The organism is Epilithonimonas xixisoli (genome assembly GCF_004365655.1).
Classification (GTDB): Bacteria; Bacteroidota; Bacteroidia; order Flavobacteriales; family Weeksellaceae; genus Epilithonimonas; species Epilithonimonas xixisoli.
This window is the reverse complement of sequence record NZ_SOEO01000003.1, coordinates 590,389-610,186: the sequence shown is the minus strand read 5'-3', so window position 1 is coordinate 610,186 and position 19,798 is coordinate 590,389. Positions and strand designations below refer to the sequence as shown.

Genomic DNA, 19,798 nt, shown 5'->3' with positions numbered 1-19,798 from the left:
TTTAATTATTGGTATTGTTGTCTGTATTGACTCGGACTCATCTCCAAATGCTTCTTAAAAAAGTGCGAAAACGAATACTGGTCGCTAAAACCAAGAACAGTTGAAATCTCTGAAATAGGCATTTTAGAGGAATTAAGATACACTTTAGCTTCATTGATTACAATGGAGGCAATAATCTGACTTGCAGACTTTCCTGTAGCCGACTTGACAACCGATGAAAGATGTCTGGTTGTAATCGACTGCCGTTCTGCGTAGAACTCAACATTCCGGTTATTGAGGTGATTGTTTGACAAATCATTCAGGAAAACAAAAACGATTTCTTCCTGTCTGGACATCTGATTCATCGAGTTATTGTCCTCCTTAGAAATAATTCCCGCCATCTGATAACAGAAAACCGAGAAAAGATGTTCTACAATTTCCTTTTTATAGGTCATTTCCGTTTCGGAATCGAGAATATATTTGAGGAAATTGACGCTTTTCCAGACGACATCTAAATCATCTTGAGAAAATGGAACTGCGACATTCATCTGCTGACGAAAATATCGATACGTAATTAATCTGTTGAATTTCAAAGATAAGGCAGAAATAAAATCCCGTTTGTAAGAAACCATCCTGGACTGAAAATCATCGCTGATGGAAATTAGCTCATATACAGTTTGCGGGTCTGTAACGATGAAAGTATTGGCAGAAAGCTCGATATCATTGAGATGTTGTTTTAGTTTTATGCTTCCACTTTTTATAAACAAAAATGCAGGGTTTTCTGGACGGAAAGGTTTATCAGCAGAAATTCTCTGATGAATTGTTTCCTGAGTAAAAATCTCAACCCCGAATTTTTCTAAAGCAATCATTGGGCAAATTTAGTGTTTTGTGGAATTATGGATGATTTTTAAACGCAAAGCGCGCAAAGATTTTTGATAAATGTGATTGCTTTTAAGATTCGCAAGGACGTTATCACTCATCAAAGATTTTTAAAAACCAAAAAACCTCAGACAAATCGTCTGAGGTTGTGGTATCTCATAGCCCCGATAGTAGCGGTTACCCCACAGCTAGCCTTGGGAAAAGCGTTGGCGCGAGGAGTAATAGCGGATAGCGGGATTAAGCTCCTAAATATTTATTTTGTTACGACGTAAACTTCTTCGTAAGGTTGAATCAAAACCCAACCGCTACCAGCAAATTTCATTTGGAATTCTTCGCCACTTCCTCTGCCGATGAGACTTTTGAGGGATACGTTGGTTTTAAGTTCTGGCGTCAGGTTTCCGGACCACGCAACTGTTGCATTGGGATCTGTGAAAACTGGCGCGTCTGGCGTTACCAAAAGCGTGAGTGGATGTCCGTGCGTTGTGATGGCGATGTGACCCGTTCCGCTCAACTTGACTTGGAAAAGTCCGCCTGCCATTACGCCTGCGATGCTTTTTAGCATTTTGATGTCGCTTTTGATGCTTTGGTCGTGCGCCAAAATATCGTTTCCGTTGACAGAAATCGATTCGTTTTCAAGATGAAGAATTCTTACTTTTTTGCCGTTGTCTGCAACGTAAAGTCTTCCTGAACCTTCAGCTTTCATTAGTTTTGTGCCTTCTCCGGAGATGGCTTTTTTGAGAAGATTGCCCAGTCCGCCCGACAACATTCCTTGTCTTTCAAAATTGATGTTCCCGACATAGCCAACCATACTTCCGGCCTTTGTCCAAACGGCTTGGTTGCTAAGATTGATCTCCAGAAGTTCTGGTTTTTCCAGCTCGAAATAGTCTCTTTCGTGTGGATTTTCTTTGGTTTCGTTGACGAAAGCTTCGATAGAAAATTTGCTCATAGTTGTATTTTTTAGTAAGACTAAACTAATGATTTTTTTGATAGGACTATATTAAATTTTTGAAAATATCTGAAACAAAAAACCCAACAAGATTGTCGGGTTTCAAAATATAATAAAAAAATTTGGTGGTCTAAAATTGTCCTCCTCCGAGTGCGCGGTAAAATTCCGTAACAGCTTGCAATTGCTGAAGCTTGTCATTCACAGCTGCTAGTTTCGCCGATAATAATGATTGTTCGGAAGTCAAAACATTGACATAATTCACATTAGATGAATAGGTTAATAATTCTTTATTAAATTCCAACGCTTTTTCTAAAGATTGAATTTGAAGTTGTCTTGTGGTTTCTTTTTCCTTCGCTTTTTGATAAGATAATAGAGAATTTGACACTTCGGAACCTGCTGTCAACAATGTTTTTTCAAAAGTATAATAAGCCTGCATTTTTCTCGCTTCTGTGATTTTGACCTGTGCTTTTCTGCTTCCTTGCTGGAAGATATTTTGCGTCAAAGTTCCACCCAATGTATAAAAAAGAGAATTGGTGAAGAAGTTTTCTAATAATCTTGTGGATAATCCCAGAGTTGCAGTGATGTTCAAAGATGGGTAAACCTCTGCCATTGCAACATTTTTGTTTTCGAATGCGGCGCGAAAAGCCAACTCTGAAGCTTGAACATCCGGTCGATTTTTCAACAATGAAACCGGAACGCCTGTTTTCAAATCTGAATAAACTAACTGAGAATCAATAGAATTTCTATCAATCGTTTGCGGATTGTCATTCATCAAAATACTTAAAGAATTTTCCGTCTGTTGGATCTGAAGTTCCAAATCCGGAATCATCAATTGTGCAGAATAAAGATTGGCCTTGCTCTGCTCCACATCTGCTCCGGTAAGATAAGCAGCATCCATCAACAATTGGACAGTTTCCACATCTTTTTTACGAAGTTCGATGGTTTGTTTCGTAATTTCCAATTGTTTGTCCAGTGACACCAACTGATAATACAAAGTTGCCGCCTGAGCAACCAATTGCGTTTGAACAGCTCTTTTGGCAGCATCGGTCTGAAGGAAATTGGCATAAGCAGATTTCTTCAAAGATTTGATTCTTCCCCAAATATCGATTTCCCAACCTGCGGAAAGTCCGAGTTGGTAGTTCATTAAATCTGGCATTCTGAAATTTGCACCTTGCGCCGCTGCACTGTTTTTGGTATCACGGACAGATGCAATTCCATCTATAGTTGGAAGGTTTTGCAGTTTTGATTGTTTGAAAACAGCATCCGCTTCTTGGATTCTTGTAATTGCAATTTTTAGGTCCAGATTGTTCTCAACCGTTTTTTTGATGATATTCTGTAGCTTGACATCCGTAAAGATCTGATTCCAACTTACGTTTGCTGTGGAAAGCGTGTCAGAACTGGTTTTCTCGCGGAAGAGATTGTCTTTTTTGGACTGCTCCACTTCCGGATTCTGATAAGTATCCGTGACTTTGCACGAGTAAAAGAAACCAGCGACACCTGCTAATATGATTAGATTTTTTAATTTCATCTGTTAGATTTAATTTTTAAGAGATCATATGGAACGCTTTGCGTTTCATTTTTCTCAATTTTGGTTATTCGCTAAGTTCGCCTTCATATTTATCAGAGACTTTTTTGCTGCTCACTTTTTCTTGCAAATACATAAAGACAGCAAACAAAATCGGGATAAAAAACACACCGAAAATAGTTCCGAATAACATTCCTCCAATCGCTCCAATTCCGATGGACTGGTTTCCGACCGCTCCTGCTCCTGTAGAAATCGCTAACGGAATCAAACCGAAAATGAACGCAAACGAGGTCATCAAAATCGGACGAAGCCTTTGTTTAGCGCCACTAATTGCTGCGTGGGCAATTGTGTAACCTTTTCGCCTCGCATCGAGGGCAAATTCCACAATTAGGATCGCATTTTTCGCCAAAAGTCCAATCAACATAATGAGTGAAATCTGCGTGTAGATATTATTAGAACCACCAATCCAGCTACTGAACATCATTACGCCTGCCAAACCAACCGGCAACGATAACATTACTGCAAATGGTAAAATATAACTCTCATACTGCGCCGCCAAAAGGAAATAAACGAAAACACAACATAAAATAAAGATGAAAACTGTTTGTCCTCCTGCGGTAACTTCTTCTCTTGTCAATCCAGAAAATTCGTAGCCGTAGCCTTGTGGCAAAGTTTCTTTTGCAACTCTTTCAACAGTGTTGATTGCGTCTCCAGAAGAGAAACCAGGATTTGGTGTTCCGTTCAGAGAGATTGCTGTAAATAAATTAAATCGCCCAATGGCTTGCGGACCATAAACTTTTCTTGCTGTGATGAATCTGCTTAATGGTGCCATTTCGCCATTTGAATTTCGAACTTGGATCATATTGAAACTTTCCAGATTTTCTCTGTCTTCGAAAGGTGCTTGATAAATTACACGATATTGCTTACCAAAGAGATTGACATTCGAGGCATAAACACCACCATAATAACCTTGCATCGTCGTCAAAATATCATTGATGGTGAATCCTGCGGCTTTGGTTGCAGCAATATCAATATCAATCATATATTGCGGATAATTGGGGTTGAAAGATGTAAATGTTCTCTGGATATCCGGTTGCTGATTCATTTTATCGATAAAATCATTGGTCACTTTTGTAAGGTCGGCAATGCTTCCACCTTTCTGATCTTGGATTTGCATTTCGAAACCTGCGGCATTACCAAAACCTTGCAACGTTGGCCTTCCGAAGAAAGTCATTTTTGCATCCTTGATTCCTGCAGTTTCTTTGTACATCCTCGCAACGAAAGATTGCAAGTCGGTTCCTTTATCTGTTCTATCTTTCCAGTCTTTCAGTTTTACGATGAGCATTCCGTTGTTAGAACCACTTCCACTGATCATTCCTCGACCAGAAACTTTGAAGATGTGTAGAACTTCCGGTTGTTTTTTGACGATGTCTTCCACTTTCTGCATCACTTCTCTCGTCCGATTCTCATTGGAACCGATTGGAAGCGAGATATCCATAAAAATCCCACCCATATCTTCACTTGGAACGAAGGATTTAGGCGTCGTGTTCATTAACCAAACAAAGATTCCAGCGAAAACTGCCAGACCTGCGAAGGCCATCCATTTTTTTCTTAATAAAAATAAAATTCCTCGTGTATAACGTTTTACCATTGCATCAAAAATGATGTTGAAATTGGTGAAAAATCTTTCCAAGAAATTCTTTTTCTTTTCTTCGTGAGAATGAGGCTTAAGGAAAATCGCACATAATGCTGGACTCAATGTCAAGGCATTTACGGCGGATAATATAATCGAAATGGCTAATGTCAATCCAAATTGTTTGTAGAAAACCCCAGCAGAACCGGAGATAAAACTCACCGGAATGAAAACCGCTGCCATTACCAAAGTAATACTGATAATTGCGCCACTGATCTCATCCATCGCATTCACGGAAGCTCGAAGTGGTGATTTCTCGCCATTTTCCAATTTACTGTGAACCGCTTCTACAACTACAATTGCATCATCGACCACAATTCCTACCGCCAAAATCAAGGCGAAAAGCGTTAATAGATTGATTGTAAATCCAAAAATACTTAGAAAGAAAAATGTTCCCACAATGGCTACCGGAACCGAAATCGCCGGAATCAAAGTAGAACGCCAATCTTGAAGGAATAAGAAAACCACGATAAATACAAGGATAAACGCCTCAAACAAAGTATGAATCACTTTCTCGATAGACGCATCCAAAAAGTCGTTGGCGTTGACAAGCGCAACATATTTCACGCCTTTAGGAAAAGATTCTTGTGCTTTATCAAGAACCGCAATCGATTGGTCGATAACTTCCTGCGCATTGGAACCTGCCGTCTGTGCAACCGCCATACCAATGGAAGGGCTTCCGTCTGTGACACTGGTTCCTGTATAATCTTGCGCACCAAGTTCAACTCTTGCCACATCTTTCAGTTTCAAGGTTTGTCCGTTCTCAGTGGCTTTGATGATGATATTATCAAATTCTGGAATTTGCGTTAATCTTCCCTTATATTTTAAAGTATATCGGAAACTTTGGTTACTTTCGTCTCCTAAACTTCCCGGCGCCGCCTCGATATTTTGTTCAGCCAAAAGCGTGCTGATATCCGATGGTACAAGTCCGTAGGAAGCCATCTTGTTTGGATCCAACCAAATTCTGATTGAGTAATCCTTAGAACCAAAAACCGTTACATCACCAACTCCCGTTACCCTTTTGATTTGAGGAACAATATTGATATTGGTGTAATTTTGAAGGAAAGTCATATCGTACGCAGGATTCTCACTGTAGAGCGAGAAGATCAATACGTTGGAACTTTGTCTTTTCAAAACGGTAACTCCGGCTTGTGTTACTTCTCGAGGTAGAAGAGAATTCGCTCTGGAAACCCTATTTTGAACGTTTACCGCGGCGATATCCGGATCAACACCTTGTTTGAAATAAACAGTCACCGATCCCGACCCGTCGTTGGTAGCGGAAGAAGTCATATACGTCATTCCTTCCACACCATTGATCTGCTCCTCGAGAGGAACGATTACACTTTTCAGGATTACATCGGCATTCGCACCTTGGTAACTTGTGTTCACCACAACCGTTGGCGGCGCAATATCTGGATATTGAGAAACCGGCAAAGTCACGATTCCCAACACACCAAGGATCACGATGATGATGGAAATAACGGTGGATAATACCGGACGTTCTATAAATTTTTTAAACATATATTTTTAGACTAAAAGAAAAAAGATGAAGGATAAAAAACTTTCAAAATTAAAAGCTTTCAAATTCTCACTTTTGACATTAATAAAATAATTCGAAAGACTATTTTCTGTTGATGACATTTTGCAAAGTCGTTTCTTTTGGAACTACGACGGTTTCATCTTTCAAAAGCCCAACACCTTCTACAACCACTTTGTCGCCTGCCTTCAATCCAGAAGTCACGGCGTAAGTCACACCGTCTGGGAGATTTTCAACTTTGATTTCTGCAGATTTTACTTTGTTGTCCGCGCCAATTAGATAAACAAAAAATTTCCCTTGAAGTTCATAAGTTGCCGCTTGAGGAACGATGATCACATCTTCCAGATTGTTTGGCAATTGAACCGTTGCGCTGTAACCACTTCTGAGCAAACCTTTTGGATTTGCGAAGGTTGCTCTCATAGAGAATGAGCCTGTGTTTGGATCAACCAATCCACTGATGGATTCAATTTTTCCTTTTTCGTCATATTTACTTCCGTCTGATAAAATCAATTCGACTAAAGGTGAATTTTTCAATTTTTCTTTGATGGTTGCACCTTCTGAATGTTTGAAGAAGTCTAACTGTTGCTTTTCATTAATTGAAAAATAAGCGAATATCTTTGAAACATTTGAAACCGTTGTCAACGGTTGCGCTGTAGCTGTGCTGATATAACTTCCCGCTTTGTATGGTAGTGTTCCAACTACTCCACTCACTGGGCTGTAAAGTTTCGTATAACCTTGATTTACTTGTGCATTGGTTAATTGAGCTTGTGTTTCTGCCAAAGATGCTTTTGCAGATTTAAGCGCCAACTCCGCCGCCTGAAGTTCGTAAGCAGAGATGATTTTTTTATCAACCAAAGGTTTGGTTTTTGTGACTTGCATTTGCGCGGTTGCAACTGCAGCTCTTGCGCTGTTTACTGTTGCTTGTGCTGCCAAAACAGATTGCTCGTATTGTGGATTTCTGATAAGGAATAAAAGCTGACCTTTGCTGACTTGGCTACCTTCATCAATGTAGATTTTTTCTACAAAACCGTCAATTTTCGGACGGATTTCTACATTTTCTACACCTTCCAATCTGGCAGGATATTGTGTCAAATTTTCAGCGGGACCACTTTTTGCAACGATATATTGATATGGTTGAGGCGGTAATTCTTTTTTCTCGTCTTTGTTTTCTGACTTGGAACAAGAAGTCAGAAGACCTAAAACAACAAAAAAGCTAAGCGCGATATTCCTCATAAATACTAATTTTTTAGATATGTTTTCAAACAAACGTTCAAATTTATTGATTAAATACAAAATACACGTTACGTATTCAATAATAAAATCTATCAAATATAATCAACAAAACTATGACAATTGACTTTCAATAAGTTAAAAAATAATTTTAATGAATATTTAACACTTCGCAATCAAACAAATGTTTGAAACACCTTTTCAATTTTGATTTTTTTTAAAGATAAATCCTGATTTCAACATCAAAAATTTGATTTCAAATATTCCATCTTTGATCTTGATAAATTTGCTCGCAACAAAACTATGTTCTAATTTTCACAAACCACTTACCTGAATTACAGAATTGATTACCAATATCACTTATATTTACATTTAATAATTTTGTCTATGAAAGAAGTCTTTTTCGAACTTTTATTTGCTGGAATCACGTTTATGTTTTTCGTGGTATTTTTAATTCTTGGACTTTTAAAAAAGAAAAAGAATTTGGTAATCACGTCAATCGTCATTTTATTTATTTCAATAATTGCTGGATCCATTGCGATTTTCACAATTACGAAGAAAACTTATCACATCACAAAAAAGGTTTATAACGAGGTTTCAGAATTGAGCAAACCAAGAACTGGGATGGAAATTTATGATAGTTTACTTGGAAAACCAGAAACTAATTGTGTCGAGATTTTGAATTATCAAGACCAGACAGCTCCAATAATTGATTATGCCATTTTGCTTCATTTCAAAACTTGTCCGCAAGAATTGAAAAGAATATTAGCCCAAAAAGAATTTGAGTTTGAAAAAATAAAAACATCCGGACTTTCCAGCGATGATGATTGGTTTGAGCCAGAAAAAATGGGCGACAGTATTTTGACGTTCAAATATTATGACACCAACGGAAATGGACAAGAAATCTACAGCTCAAAAGATAGTACAGAAGTCTTTTTAAAAGATATTCTTAATTAAATCTAGATGCAAATGAAACCTCAACAACTTCCAATCATATTCAGCCTCAACTCATTATACCTGTCGTTTCTATACTTCAGGTTATTTTGGGTTTCTAATGGCTTTGAAACGCCCGAATATTTGATTTATAAATACGCACTCTATTCCGTCTTCTTGGTATATCCGCTTTTCATCTTCTCGATTCTGATTTTTTCGAAAGGTGCCAATGCCAATATATTTCTCAAATTTGTGATTTTTGGATTGGTTTTGTCTGGTCCGGTTTTGTATTTCTACACGTTCGATTTGTTTGAGCAAGAAGAACTTTTGTGCGGTTATTTGGTGATTTTGATTCAATGTTTGATTCAATCTCAAACCATAAAAGATGAAGAAATGACAGTGAGATTTGCAAGTGTTTATGCAGGAAAATTATTGTTATGGTTTTTCCTTTTACTCTTTTCTTTGTCTTATTTTTTGTTTGATGACAACGAAATCAAGATGAATCTGATGTTTGGCGGAATCTATTATTTAGGCGTGGCAATCTTAGATTATTATGTCAATAAATCTAAATTCCTAACAGAACAATAGTTTTTATTTCCTTACGACAGGAAGAATCTCATTCTTATTAAGGCCAAATCTTTTGATTTCCGTTTCTGAGAATTTTTGAGAATAGAAATTGACATCAGCCTCGAAGCCAACGCTTCTCAAACGATCAAAATAATCCATTCCATACCAACGAACGTGATCGTACTGTCCAAAATGTTTCTGACGTTCTTTCGGATCTGTGATTGTGAAATCTTCGTAAGTTGTTTCAAGAGAATTTTTCATCGGAACTTGCACGATTCCCCAACCTTTTGGTTTCATTACGCGATAAAGTTCGGAAATCGCTTTTCTATCATCGATAATGTGTTCCAAAACGTGATTGCAAATGATGACATCGTAAGTATTATCCTCAAAAGGCAAATCCAAAATATCAGCTTTCACATCCACAATCGGTGAAAAAAGATCGGCTGAAGTGTAATCCAAATTCTTCATCTTCTTGAACTTTCTCAAAAATTCTTGCTCTGGAGCGATATGAAGAACTTTCAGTTTCGCTGTAAAAAAGTCAGTTTCGTTTTGAAGATAAAGCCACATTTGGCGATGTCTTTCCAATGACAAAGTTCCTGGTGAAAGGGCATTCGCACGCTGTTTTCCGTAGCCGTAAGGTAAAAATTTGCGATATGATTTCCCATCAATCGGATCCGTAAAATTATCGCCTTTGAAAAAGAGAACAATCAACGGACGCAAAAAAATGCTTAAGTTAATAAGCATTGGTCTTGGGATTTTATTGAGTAGAAATTTGGTGAATTTTTTCATTAATTAAAAATCCAGCTGAAACGATTTTTCCTCATCCGACTTGATTCCCAAAGCTTCGTAGATGTAATCATAAGTGGAAAGCAGAACCGGTTTTCCATTGATGATGCAAACATCGTGTTCAAAATGTGCGGATGTTTTGTTGTCAAGCGTAGTTACAGTCCAACCATCATTATGGAATTTCACTTTCTCAGTTCCAAGGTTGATCATGGGCTCGATGGCAAGCGCTATTCCATCTTTCAGGACTTTTCCGCTTCCCGGTTTTCCGTAGTTTGGAACCTGTGGGTCTTCGTGCATTTTTCTACCAACGCCGTGTCCTACCAATTCGCGGACAACGCCATAGCCTTCTTTCTCACAGTGTTTTTGGATTGCGTTGGAAATATCACCAACACGTTTTCCTCTCACACATTGCTCAATTCCCTTATAAAGTGATTCTTTCGCAACTTTCAACAATTTTTTGTCTTCGGCAGAAACTTCACCCACTTCAAAAGTGTAAGCGTGATCGCCCACAAATCCATTCCAGAAAACACCGCAATCTACGGACAAAATTGTCCCTTCTTTTACAGGTTCAGAATTAGGAATTCCGTGAACAACTTGGTCATTCGGTGAAATACAAAGTGATGCAGGAAATCCGCCATAACCTAAAAATGCTGGTTCTGCACCGTGATCTTTGATAAAATCGTAAGCTAATTTGTCCAGATGTAAGGTTGTAACGCCCGGCTTAATTTCTTTCGCCAACATTCCCAAAGTCTGGGAAACCAATCTTGCACTTTGCTTCATCAACCGAAGCTCCTCTATTGTTTTGAGTTGAATCATTTATAATTGTATTAATGTATGATGTAAAATGTACAATGTATTTTCAATGCGATACTTTGTACTTAATTACATTTTACTTTGTACAAAAAGACTTACCAAAAAAGCCCTCTTTTCTTTTCCTTTTTCATTTTGGAGTAAGCGTGAACTTCGCCTCCTGCTACTTGGAACTCTATTCTTTCGTTGATGATTTGATAGATTTCTCCCCAACCTGGGAATCCACCAAGATTTCTGTCATCGATGAAAAGGTCGGCGTCTAATTTTCTTGATTGAGTTTCAGAATCGAAAACTTCGCCTTCAAAACTGGAATTCACTGCATAAAATTCTATTCCGTTTTTTCTGCAGAATTCCACAGCATCTTCCAAAGATTTTCCGTGACGGTAAGTCCAAAGAATCAATCTGTAACCTTCTCCCTGAAGTTTTTTTAAAGTTTCGAATGCAAATGTTTTTGCCTTCCCGATTCCCGGATAAGCGTCATCTACAATAGTTCCATCAAAATCGATTGCTAGTTTTTTATTACTTTTTATCATTACTGTTTTTTTATGAAAATAAGTGAGCAAATATACGAATTATATAAATTCCTTTTTTAAGATAGAATTAGATATTGGATCCAGAGCAATTTTTAAGATGATAACTTATAACCCGTAAAAAATGCGTCTGTTTGACGCATTGATATTTTAACTTTTCACCCATTTGAAACTGTAAGGCAGTTCCGGCGTTTTGATTCTGTCTGAGATTCTTTGCAATCTGTCCGGTAACTTCATTAGATAATCTCTGGCTCTTTCGGCTTGGTCGTTCAAATTTTTCATTTGATCGATTTTCCATTCGTCCAAGAGATCAGAAAGAATATTGATGTAATCTTGAGCTGTATAAACCATTGCTCTCTGCGCTGCATCGGAAAAATGCTCCCAAAGTTCACCAGCTTTTTGTCCAGACTCTCTGAGTAAATGTGCTGGCATAACAATTTTTCTTTTCATCATATCTTCGAAGGCGAGCATCATTCCGCTGGCATCCATTTCGAAAATTCTGGCTGAGAAATCCTTGTAAGCTTTTGCGTGTCTTGCTTCATCTGCTGCGATGACGCCACACATTTGTGCTAATTTTTTGTTCCCGGATTGCTTTGCCAAAGTTCCTACTCTTCTGTGGGAAATATTGGTTGCTGTTTCCTGAAAACTTGTATAAACGAAGTTTTTGTAAGGATCTGAACTTGTTCCGATATCGAAACCGTCGCTGATCAAATGTTGAGTTGTGATCTCCATTTCGCGCATATTCACGCGGCCACAGAGATAAAGATATTTTCCGAGAAGATCACCGTGACGGTTTTCTTCTGCGGTCCAAGCTCGGATCCATTTGGTCCAGCCTGTGTTTTTTTCTTGATTTACACCGTCTAGGTTCATTAACCAAGATTCGTAAGTTGGCAACGCTTCTTCTGTGATGCAATCGCCAATTAATGTTACAAAAAGATCATAAGGCATTTCTCTGGCAAACGTTTGAAGTTCTTCGATTTCATATTTGAAATTGTCGCTAGAACTGTCCGGAAGGAAATCCGAAGGTTGCCATATTTTTTCGATCGGGGTGAGATATGATGCGATAAACTCGTCCATATTCTTTTCCATCGATCTCATTACCTCTATTTGTAACTCTTTTTCGTGCATTAATCTGAAAATTATTTTATGGTTTCAAATATAACAAAATCATACCAATGATATTGAACTACCGAAGTTTGTGATTGTTTTTGAGTATGAAGCTGTTGTGTTACAATGGATAAAGTTTGATTTTATAATAGAATCTCTCGCAGCCCGACTTGAGTGGAAATCCTTTTTTGCGTAATCTCAAGTTCTATTGAAATGGAAATCGTCTGCAAAAAAGATTGACTTCATCGAACCACTTCGTTAGGTTTGGGAACGGAAGGCGGAAAAGCTGCCCAAATAATTTTAATAAAAAAAGCCGGCTGTAAAAACCGACTTTCTATTTAATTTATTGTTTTAATCTTAATTTGCAATAATATTCCCAGTCATTTCTTCCGGAATATCCACGCCCATTACTTTCAAAATCGTTGGAGCGACGTCACCCAATTTTCCTGGTGTCAGATTCCAAGTGTGGTCTTTATCCATCACGATGAGAGGAACCAAGTTTGTGGAATGTTGCGTGTTTGGAGAACCATCCGGATTAATCATTACATCTGAGTTTCCGTGATCTGCCAAGATGAAAACCGCATAACCATTGTCGTAAGCCGTAGTTGCCACTTTTTGAATGCACTCGTCCACCACTTCTGCGGCCTTCACCGCTGCGGAGAAAACGCCTGTGTGACCTACCATATCTGTATTTGCAAAGTTGAGAACCACAAAATCTGCTGTTCCTTTTTCCAATTCTGGAACGATTGAGTTTGTGATGTCGTAAGCGGACATTTCTGGTTTCAAATCGTAGGTTGCAACGTCTTTTGGACTTGGGCATAGCAATCTTCTTTCTTGAACAAATTCTGCCTCGCGACCGCCTGAGAAGAAGAAAGTTACGTGCGGATACTTTTCTGTTTCAGCAATTCTGATTTGGGATTTGCCTGCAGATTCCAACACTTCGCCCATTGTTTTTTGTAGAACATTCTCATCGAAAACAACTTTTACATTTTGGAAAGATTTATCATAATTGGTCAAAGTAACATAATATAAATCCAGCTTTTTCATTCCATACTCTGGGAAGTCTTGTTGCGTTAAAACTTCTGTGATCTCACGGCCTCTGTCAGTCCGGAAATTGAAAGAAATCACAACATCGTGGTCTTCGATTTTACCAATTGGGAAATGGTTTTGAATTGCAACAATTGGCTGGATAAACTCATCCGTCACATCTTCATTATAAGAATCCTGAATCGATTGTACAAAATCTTTACTTTCCTTTCCAACACCGTTTACCATCAGGTCATACGCCAACTTCATGCGCTCCCAACGTCTATCTCTGTCCATCGCGTAATAACGGCCGATGAGCGACGCCAGTTGTCCGGTTGTAGATTTCATATGCGCCAAAAGCTCTTCAATAAAACCTTTCCCGGATTTTGGGTCACAATCTCTACCGTCTGTGAAAGCGTGAACGAAGACATTTTTATCCAATCCAAACTCGTGAGCGGCTGTCAATAAGCCTTTCAAGTGATTGATGTGAGAATGCACACCACCATTGGAAACTAAACCTATGAAATGTACTTTTTTGTTGTTTGCCTTTGCATATTCGAAAGCGTTTTGGATGACGTTTTCTCTGCCGAGACTTCCAGTTTCCACCGCCATATTCAGTCTTACGAGATTTTGGTAAACGACTCTACCGGCGCCAAGATTCATATGTCCAACTTCGGAATTTCCCATTTGTCCGGCGGGAAGACCAACTGCCAAACCACTTGCTTCGAGGGTTGTGCTTGGAAAAGTTTGAAGGGCGTAATCTATAAAAGGCGTTTTGGCTTGTTTGAGAGCGGAAACTTCGTCATTAAGACCGATTCCCCAGCCGTCTAATATGGCTAGTATTGCTTTTTTTGACATTTTTAATTTTGTTTTGTTACTACAAATTTACGAAATGGAATGGGGAATGGGGGAATTTTGGTGGGTGTTTTTTTTGAGATGCTTAAAAAAGCAAAGTTTGAGGCCACAATAACTTAATATTAAATATAGTCTTAGCTTACAATTGCATTTGCTTTTTTAAAAGAATTTTAAATTTTTTGATATCACTATCAAATAAATCTATATTTTTCCCTATCCATCTATAAATCTCATTTGCTAATTCTACTGCCGTTCCATTATCTCCAGAAACTGAATATCCGTGACCAATCATAAGATATGTTTTATCATCTACATTAATTGAAAATGAAAATCCCTTATTTCGCATAATTCCTATTTCTTCATCGTTTAAATTTGGATACCATTGCCCTCCTCCAACTTCATAAGGTTCTATAAGATAATTCCAATTATTTCTGATTATTCGAATAATATCTTTATTACTCCAAACGTTTTTGTCATTATGCTTCTTTAAATCTAAAACATATGCCGTATCTTCAGATATTTTCACAAATAAAAGTTCTCCCGTTCTAATATTAAAGTAATCCGTTGAATTCTTTTTTGTATGATTTAAATGTAAATGATGAATTGCCCAATCGTTGAACATCATATCGTGATAATCTGAATTGAAAAATTGTTTGCTTTGAAAAGGATTAACATCAATTCCATTTCTTAATTTTTCAAGTAAAAGAAAAATGCTTTCTCTATTTTCAGAAAAATAAATATTTGGTAAAGATTCTTTAGAAACATAGACATTTCTTGGTCTTACGGCGATTAATTTTAATCGAAAATTAAAGTATCTTGACAAACTTATAGATTCATCTTTTTGATGTTTATATTTAATACCAATCCCATTATAAAATTGTTCTAAAATTTCGTCAATTAAGTCTTGAGGTTTCACTTTGTTAGATTTCTTTTTAAATTAAGTAACTAAAATTCAATTTGTAATAAGCTCTACTTTAGTAAAATTAAGAAGTAAAAAACCAAATATAAGTATAAAATTTGTAAGTATTTTTTTGCTCAACAAGCAATATAAAAACTCCTCACATTTAATTCTCAAAATAAAAACCACAACACCCCCCCCACCACATCTTTTCCAGAATAATAAATATCACTACCTTTAAAACCCTTATTTAAATTGATAAAATGGACTTGAGAGACCAACTGAAAAACCTTTTTCCACAACACGATGAGCAGGATTTTGAAATGCCTGACGAAGAAAAAGAAAATTTCAAACAGAAAGAACCGCTCGTTTGCAAATTCGAGAAGAAAGGCAGAAACGGGAAACCAGTCACCATCATAGAGGGCTGGGAAGGCGATGACGAAAGTTTGAAAGAGATCTCTAAAAAAATCAAAACAAAACTCGGCATCGGTGGCTCGGAAAAAGACGGCGTCATCATCATCCAAGGTGACAACCGCGATAAAATAATGACCATCCTAAAAGAAATGGGCTACAAAACCAAACGTGTTGGAGGATAACATTGTCATCATTGGCGCTGGTCCTGCAGGATTGATGGCATCACAAATCCTTGCGAAAAAAGGTTTCAAAGTTCAAATATTTGAACAAAATAAAGCTCCCGGAAGAAAATTTCTGGTGGCAGGAAATGGTGGTTTCAATCTAACGCACAGTGAAGAATTAGAAAGTTTTATCGAAAAATATGACGCGCCAGAAATTCGGGAGATTGTAAAAAATTTCGATAATAAAAAAGTGGTGGATTGGCTTTCTGACTTGGGAGTTGCGACCTATGTTGGAAGTTCGGGGAAGATTTTTCCTACGAAGAATTTCAAGCCAATTCAGGTTTTGAAAGCTTGGCTGGATAGATTGGAAGAACTTGGAGTTAAAATTCATTACGAACATACTTTTATTGATTTCGATGAGAATTCTGTCACTCTTAAAAATAAAGAGAACGAAATTAAAATTGAATATTCAAAATTAATCTTAGCAATGGGCGGAGGCTCTTGGAAAAAGACAGGTTCTGATGCGAAATGGATTGAGATTTTAAAATCAAAAAACATAGAAATCACACCTTTGGAATCTGCAAATTCCGGTTATGACACAGATTTTAAATTCCATCAATTACAAGGTCAATACCTTAAAAACATCAAAGTTTCATTTGAGAATAATGATAAAATTGGAGAAGTTGTTTTCACAAAATACGGCATCGAAGGAAGTCCAATTTATTACCTGAATCGATTCACAAGAAAACACGATTTTCCATTAATCATCAACATCGATTTAAAACCAAATCTCTCAGAAGCAGAAATCTTAAGACAACTCAACGGAACTGAAAAGATAAGTCAGGTTTTAAAACGGAAATTAAAACTCTCGACAACTGCGCTCAATCTGCTGAAAACATTAGACAAAGAAAGCTACACCAACATTGAAATTCTTTCAAAATTAATCAAGAAATTCCCGATAGAAGTTCTCAGTTATCGACCGATTGATGAAGTGATTTCAACTTCTGGCGGTGTTTCATTTTCAGAATTGAATGACAAACTTGAATTGAAAAAATTCCCAAATGTTTTCTGCGCTGGCGAAATGATAGATTGGGAAGCGCCAACTGGCGGTTATCTTTTGCAGGCTTGTTTCAGCACGGGAAATTGGATTGCCAATCAAATCGAAAATTCTTAGAATTTTAAATGTTTTCAAAATTAAAAAGCCTCAATCCTTTTGCGGATGAAGAATTTTGTTAACTTTAAGACCTTTTTATTTTCAAAATATTCAAATAAATAAATTATAAATATGATTAACAAATTAGCAGATTCCGAACTGGTTCTAAACGACGACGGAAGTGTTTATCACCTTAACCTTCTACCCGAAGACCTTGCCGAAAAAGTAATCTTGGTGGGCGATCCGGACAGAGTTCCGAAAGTTTCAAAATACTTTGATACGATTGACGTTAAAAAAAATAAAAGAGAATTCTACACGCACACGGGAACTTTGCGTGGTGAAAGAATCACCGTAATGTCAACGGGAATCGGGACAGAGAACATCGATATTGTGATGAACGAGCTGGATGCTTTGGTGAATATCGATTTGAAAGCTAAGGAATTCAAAACCGACCATAAAGCTTTGGAACTTTTCCGTTTGGGAACTTGCGGAAGTGTAAATCCGGACATCGAGGTTAATAATATGTTGGTGACAGAAAATGTAGTTGGTCTGGACGGACTTTTGCATTTCTATCAAGATTATCAATTTGAGAATGAATTCAGTAAAAATTTCTTGGAGAAATTTCCTTATGCTAACATCAAACCAATGTTGTATTTTTCAGATTGGGCAAAGGATATTTCGGATTATTATGCTGATGCAAAATACAGAGGGAACACAGCAACTTTCCCAGGTTTCTACGCACCTCAGGGTCGTCAGTTGAGATTGAAAGCTTTGGATGACCAATTCCTTGAAACGTTGAATGACCTTGGCGTTTCCAACTTTGAAATGGAAACTTCCGCAATCTATGGTTTATCAAAACTATTAGGCCACAAAGCACTTACTGTAAACTGCGTCATCGCCAACAGAAGACGTGGCGAATTTGCAAGCGACCACCACGCATCAGAAAAAATGATGATTGAGTGGGTTCTTGAGAGAATCATTAAATAAGACATTAGAGCTTAGACTTTAGATATGAGAAGCAACATTCAGAAATGAGTGTTGCTTTTTTCGTGTTTGGTTTTATTTATAATTACTTTAACGTTCATTAAGATTTCTCGGCATTCTAATTGAATAATTGATGAGTATCAAATCAAATTTTTCAATACTAATCACAAAAACAAAATATTATGAGTACGCAAGACGAAAAATATAATGACGCAGAAAGAGCAGTTGACAGAACTGAAAACTCATTAGAAAACGCAGCAGAAAATGCTAAAAACAAAGTCAATGAATATGCAGACAGAGCAAGAAATTACATTGACGAACAAAAAAGAACCAATCAGGAATCTACAAAAGAAGGATTCTTTGAAAACCTAAAAGCAAATGCAAAAGAAACTTGGGAAGACACCAAAGACTTTGCAGAGAAAGCTTGGGAAAGCACAAAAGATACCGCTTCTGACGCTTGGGAAAAAACCAAGGATGCTAGCGAAGATGTAAAAGCAGAAGTCAGAAAAGCAACGAATTAGTTTTAAGTTAGTAATAGTTTTTCAAACGAAAGGAGAAGACAGTTATCAAGTCTTCTCCTTTTTATTTATATTTGCGTCCTATTTTATTCATAATGAAAAACTTACTTTTCGCCGTTATATTTTCAGGATTCTTTGCAAATTCTCAAACTTTCAATCAAGATTATGCGAATGTCAGCAATCTGGTTTCTCAAACCAACATCAATAATAATTTGTTAGAATTCGAAGATTTGGGCGTCAAGACAACAGGTTCCACAGCCAACAACAATGCTTACAATTGGTTGAAAAATAAGTATCTATCTTTTGGATATTTGGAAAATCAAATCACAAAAGATAATTTCACTTACGGCGGACAGTCGTCTTCCAACATCATCGTCACAAAACAAGGCTCCAAATATCCAAACATCTTCGTCATCATCTGCGGACATTACGACACCATCAATGGCCCCGGAACCAACGACAACGGAAGTGGCGTTTCCGTCATCTTGGAAGTAGCGCGACTTTTGAAAAACATCAACACAGAATATTCTATCAAATTCATCAATTTCTCTGGCGAGGAACAAGGCTTGATTGGTTCATCTCATTATGTAAACAATGTCGTGAATGCCACCAGCCCAAAAATGAACATCCGATTGGTTCTAAACATCGATGAAGTTGGCGGAATCAAAGGACAAACCAATGACACCGTCACTTGCGAACGAGACGAATCTCCCAATCCAAGCACAAACAACACCGCATCAAACACTTTCACACAACAATTAATCAATTGTGTGAAGCTTTATTCTCCGCTCAAGACCAATCTTAGCCATGCCTATTCTTCAGATTATATGCCTTTCCAAAGCAACGGCGAAATCATCACAGGCTTGTTCGAGTACAACGAAACGCCTCACGCCCACACCGCGAATGACAAATACATCAATCTCGATCCCGTTTACATCTACAACATTGCGAAAGCTACAACAGGCGCAGTTCAGCATTTTGCAGTTGCCACCCAGAATTTGAGTGTTGACAATGCAAAAGAAGCTATCTCAAGTTTCACAGTATCTCCAAATCCCGCAAAAGATTACATTCAATTAGACTTTCAAAACAGCAAAAATCAAAAATTTAGTTTTACGATTACAAGTCTGGAAGGAAAGACCGTGAGTGAAACCCAAAATCAAACAAGGATTGATGTTTCCAAACTTCCGAAAGGAATTTACCTCGGAACTTTCATAGTAGAAGACCAAACCATCACAAAGAAAATTATTATCGATTAATTAATTCTTTA

The 19,798-nt window shown here is 37.4% G+C and carries 18 protein-coding genes; 7 read left to right on the top strand and 11 right to left on the bottom strand.

Annotation, left to right across the window (positions count from 1 at the left end; genetic code table 11):
* Positions 1–5: 5 nt before the first annotated feature.
* The 5 genes from B0I22_RS14770 to B0I22_RS14750 form a co-directional block, all read right to left on the bottom strand.
* Entirely contained in the window at positions 6–848 is an 843-nt protein-coding gene (locus B0I22_RS14770) for a helix-turn-helix domain-containing protein (RefSeq protein WP_133946152.1), read from the bottom strand.
* Positions 849–1,111: 263 nt separating this feature from the next.
* Positions 1,112–1,804, bottom strand: coding sequence for an AIM24 family protein (locus tag B0I22_RS14765; RefSeq protein WP_133946151.1), 693 nt, complete (start codon positions 1,802–1,804; stop codon positions 1,112–1,114).
* Positions 1,805–1,934: 130 nt separating this feature from the next.
* Complete coding sequence (locus B0I22_RS14760) at positions 1,935–3,332, bottom strand: efflux transporter outer membrane subunit (RefSeq protein ID WP_133946149.1); 1,398 nt, start codon at positions 3,330–3,332, stop codon at positions 1,935–1,937.
* Positions 3,333–3,396: 64 nt separating this feature from the next.
* Positions 3,397–6,543, bottom strand: a complete 3,147-nt coding sequence (locus B0I22_RS14755) for an efflux RND transporter permease subunit (RefSeq protein WP_133946147.1) — start codon at positions 6,541–6,543, stop codon at positions 3,397–3,399.
* Between the two features lie 100 nt (positions 6,544–6,643).
* Entirely contained in the window at positions 6,644–7,792 is a 1,149-nt protein-coding gene (locus tag B0I22_RS14750) for an efflux RND transporter periplasmic adaptor subunit (protein ID WP_133946145.1), read from the bottom strand.
* Positions 7,793–8,176: 384 nt separating this feature from the next.
* Between B0I22_RS14750 and B0I22_RS14745 the strand changes: the two genes are divergently transcribed.
* Together B0I22_RS14745 and B0I22_RS14740 are read left to right on the top strand one after the other, a co-directional pair.
* Positions 8,177–8,746, top strand: coding sequence for a hypothetical protein (locus B0I22_RS14745; protein WP_133946144.1), 570 nt, complete (start codon positions 8,177–8,179; stop codon positions 8,744–8,746).
* 12 nt (positions 8,747–8,758) lie between these two features.
* Complete coding sequence (locus B0I22_RS14740) at positions 8,759–9,310, top strand: hypothetical protein (RefSeq protein ID WP_133946142.1); 552 nt, start codon at positions 8,759–8,761, stop codon at positions 9,308–9,310.
* A 3-nt stretch (positions 9,311–9,313) separates the two neighbouring features.
* Here B0I22_RS14740 and B0I22_RS14735 read toward each other — a convergent pair whose 3' ends face one another.
* From B0I22_RS14735 to B0I22_RS14710, 6 genes are all read right to left on the bottom strand, one after another.
* A complete protein-coding gene (locus tag B0I22_RS14735) occupies positions 9,314–10,078 on the bottom strand; it encodes a class I SAM-dependent methyltransferase (protein ID WP_133946141.1) in 765 nt (254 codons plus the stop codon).
* A gap of 3 nt (positions 10,079–10,081) precedes the next feature.
* Positions 10,082–10,891, bottom strand: coding sequence for a type I methionyl aminopeptidase (map, locus tag B0I22_RS14730; protein ID WP_133946139.1), 810 nt, complete (start codon positions 10,889–10,891; stop codon positions 10,082–10,084).
* A 92-nt stretch (positions 10,892–10,983) separates the two neighbouring features.
* A complete protein-coding gene (locus B0I22_RS14725) occupies positions 10,984–11,415 on the bottom strand; it encodes a BT0820 family HAD-type phosphatase (protein WP_133946587.1) in 432 nt (143 codons plus the stop codon).
* A 150-nt stretch (positions 11,416–11,565) separates the two neighbouring features.
* Positions 11,566–12,543, bottom strand: a complete 978-nt coding sequence (locus B0I22_RS14720) for an acyl-ACP desaturase (RefSeq protein WP_133946137.1) — start codon at positions 12,541–12,543, stop codon at positions 11,566–11,568.
* Positions 12,544–12,879: 336 nt separating this feature from the next.
* Positions 12,880–14,406, bottom strand: a complete 1,527-nt coding sequence (gene gpmI, locus B0I22_RS14715) for a 2,3-bisphosphoglycerate-independent phosphoglycerate mutase (RefSeq protein ID WP_133946136.1) — start codon at positions 14,404–14,406, stop codon at positions 12,880–12,882.
* 136 nt (positions 14,407–14,542) lie between these two features.
* Positions 14,543–15,319 carry a hypothetical protein gene (locus B0I22_RS14710; protein WP_133946134.1) on the bottom strand — a complete coding sequence of 259 codons (777 nt, stop codon included), beginning with the start codon at positions 15,317–15,319 and terminating at the stop codon, positions 14,543–14,545.
* 245 nt (positions 15,320–15,564) lie between these two features.
* Here B0I22_RS14710 and B0I22_RS14705 point away from each other — a divergent pair, with 245 nt between their 5' ends.
* The 5 genes from B0I22_RS14705 (at position 15,565) to B0I22_RS14685 (ending at position 19,787) form a co-directional block, all read left to right on the top strand.
* The gene (locus tag B0I22_RS14705) at positions 15,565–15,897 is read left to right on the top strand and encodes a translation initiation factor (protein ID WP_133946132.1); all 333 of its coding nucleotides are present in this window, start codon (positions 15,565–15,567) and stop codon (positions 15,895–15,897) included.
* Positions 15,887–17,050, top strand: coding sequence for a BaiN/RdsA family NAD(P)/FAD-dependent oxidoreductase (locus B0I22_RS14700; protein WP_166668249.1), 1,164 nt, complete (start codon positions 15,887–15,889; stop codon positions 17,048–17,050). The genes B0I22_RS14705 and B0I22_RS14700 overlap by 11 nt, the downstream gene beginning before the upstream one ends.
* A gap of 111 nt (positions 17,051–17,161) precedes the next feature.
* Positions 17,162–18,016 carry a nucleoside phosphorylase gene (locus B0I22_RS14695; protein WP_133946128.1) on the top strand — a complete coding sequence of 285 codons (855 nt, stop codon included), beginning with the start codon at positions 17,162–17,164 and terminating at the stop codon, positions 18,014–18,016.
* Positions 18,017–18,195: 179 nt separating this feature from the next.
* Positions 18,196–18,534 carry a hypothetical protein gene (locus B0I22_RS14690; RefSeq protein WP_133946126.1) on the top strand — a complete coding sequence of 113 codons (339 nt, stop codon included), beginning with the start codon at positions 18,196–18,198 and terminating at the stop codon, positions 18,532–18,534.
* Positions 18,535–18,626: 92 nt separating this feature from the next.
* On the top strand, positions 18,627–19,787 hold the full coding sequence (locus B0I22_RS14685; protein ID WP_133946124.1) for a M20/M25/M40 family metallo-hydrolase: 1,161 nt from the start codon (positions 18,627–18,629) through the stop codon (positions 19,785–19,787).
* Positions 19,788–19,798: the final 11 nt, after the last annotated feature.

Excerpts from the sequence above, each read along its gene's own strand:
- B0I22_RS14750 (WP_133946145.1), bottom strand. The coding sequence starts at position 7,792 with ATGAGGAATATCGCGCTTAGCTTTTTTGTTGTTTTAGGTCTTCTGACT.
- B0I22_RS14695 (WP_133946128.1), top strand. The coding sequence starts at position 17,162 with ATGATTAACAAATTAGCAGATTCCGAACTGGTTCTAAACGACGACGGA.
- B0I22_RS14770 (WP_133946152.1), bottom strand. The coding sequence starts at position 848 with ATGATTGCTTTAGAAAAATTCGGGGTTGAGATTTTTACTCAGGAAACA.
- gpmI (WP_133946136.1), bottom strand. The coding sequence starts at position 14,406 with ATGTCAAAAAAAGCAATACTAGCCATATTAGACGGCTGGGGAATCGGT.
- B0I22_RS14755 (WP_133946147.1), bottom strand. The coding sequence starts at position 6,543 with ATGTTTAAAAAATTTATAGAACGTCCGGTATTATCCACCGTTATTTCC.
- B0I22_RS14765 (WP_133946151.1), bottom strand. The coding sequence starts at position 1,804 with ATGAGCAAATTTTCTATCGAAGCTTTCGTCAACGAAACCAAAGAAAAT.
- B0I22_RS14745 (WP_133946144.1), top strand. The coding sequence starts at position 8,177 with ATGAAAGAAGTCTTTTTCGAACTTTTATTTGCTGGAATCACGTTTATG.
- B0I22_RS14740 (WP_133946142.1), top strand. The coding sequence starts at position 8,759 with ATGAAACCTCAACAACTTCCAATCATATTCAGCCTCAACTCATTATAC.
- B0I22_RS14685 (WP_133946124.1), top strand. The coding sequence starts at position 18,627 with ATGAAAAACTTACTTTTCGCCGTTATATTTTCAGGATTCTTTGCAAAT.
- B0I22_RS14705 (WP_133946132.1), top strand. The coding sequence starts at position 15,565 with ATGGACTTGAGAGACCAACTGAAAAACCTTTTTCCACAACACGATGAG.
- B0I22_RS14735 (WP_133946141.1), bottom strand. The coding sequence starts at position 10,078 with ATGAAAAAATTCACCAAATTTCTACTCAATAAAATCCCAAGACCAATG.
- map (WP_133946139.1), bottom strand. The coding sequence starts at position 10,891 with ATGATTCAACTCAAAACAATAGAGGAGCTTCGGTTGATGAAGCAAAGT.
- B0I22_RS14720 (WP_133946137.1), bottom strand. The coding sequence starts at position 12,543 with ATGCACGAAAAAGAGTTACAAATAGAGGTAATGAGATCGATGGAAAAG.
- B0I22_RS14690 (WP_133946126.1), top strand. The coding sequence starts at position 18,196 with ATGAGTACGCAAGACGAAAAATATAATGACGCAGAAAGAGCAGTTGAC.
- B0I22_RS14760 (WP_133946149.1), bottom strand. The coding sequence starts at position 3,332 with ATGAAATTAAAAAATCTAATCATATTAGCAGGTGTCGCTGGTTTCTTT.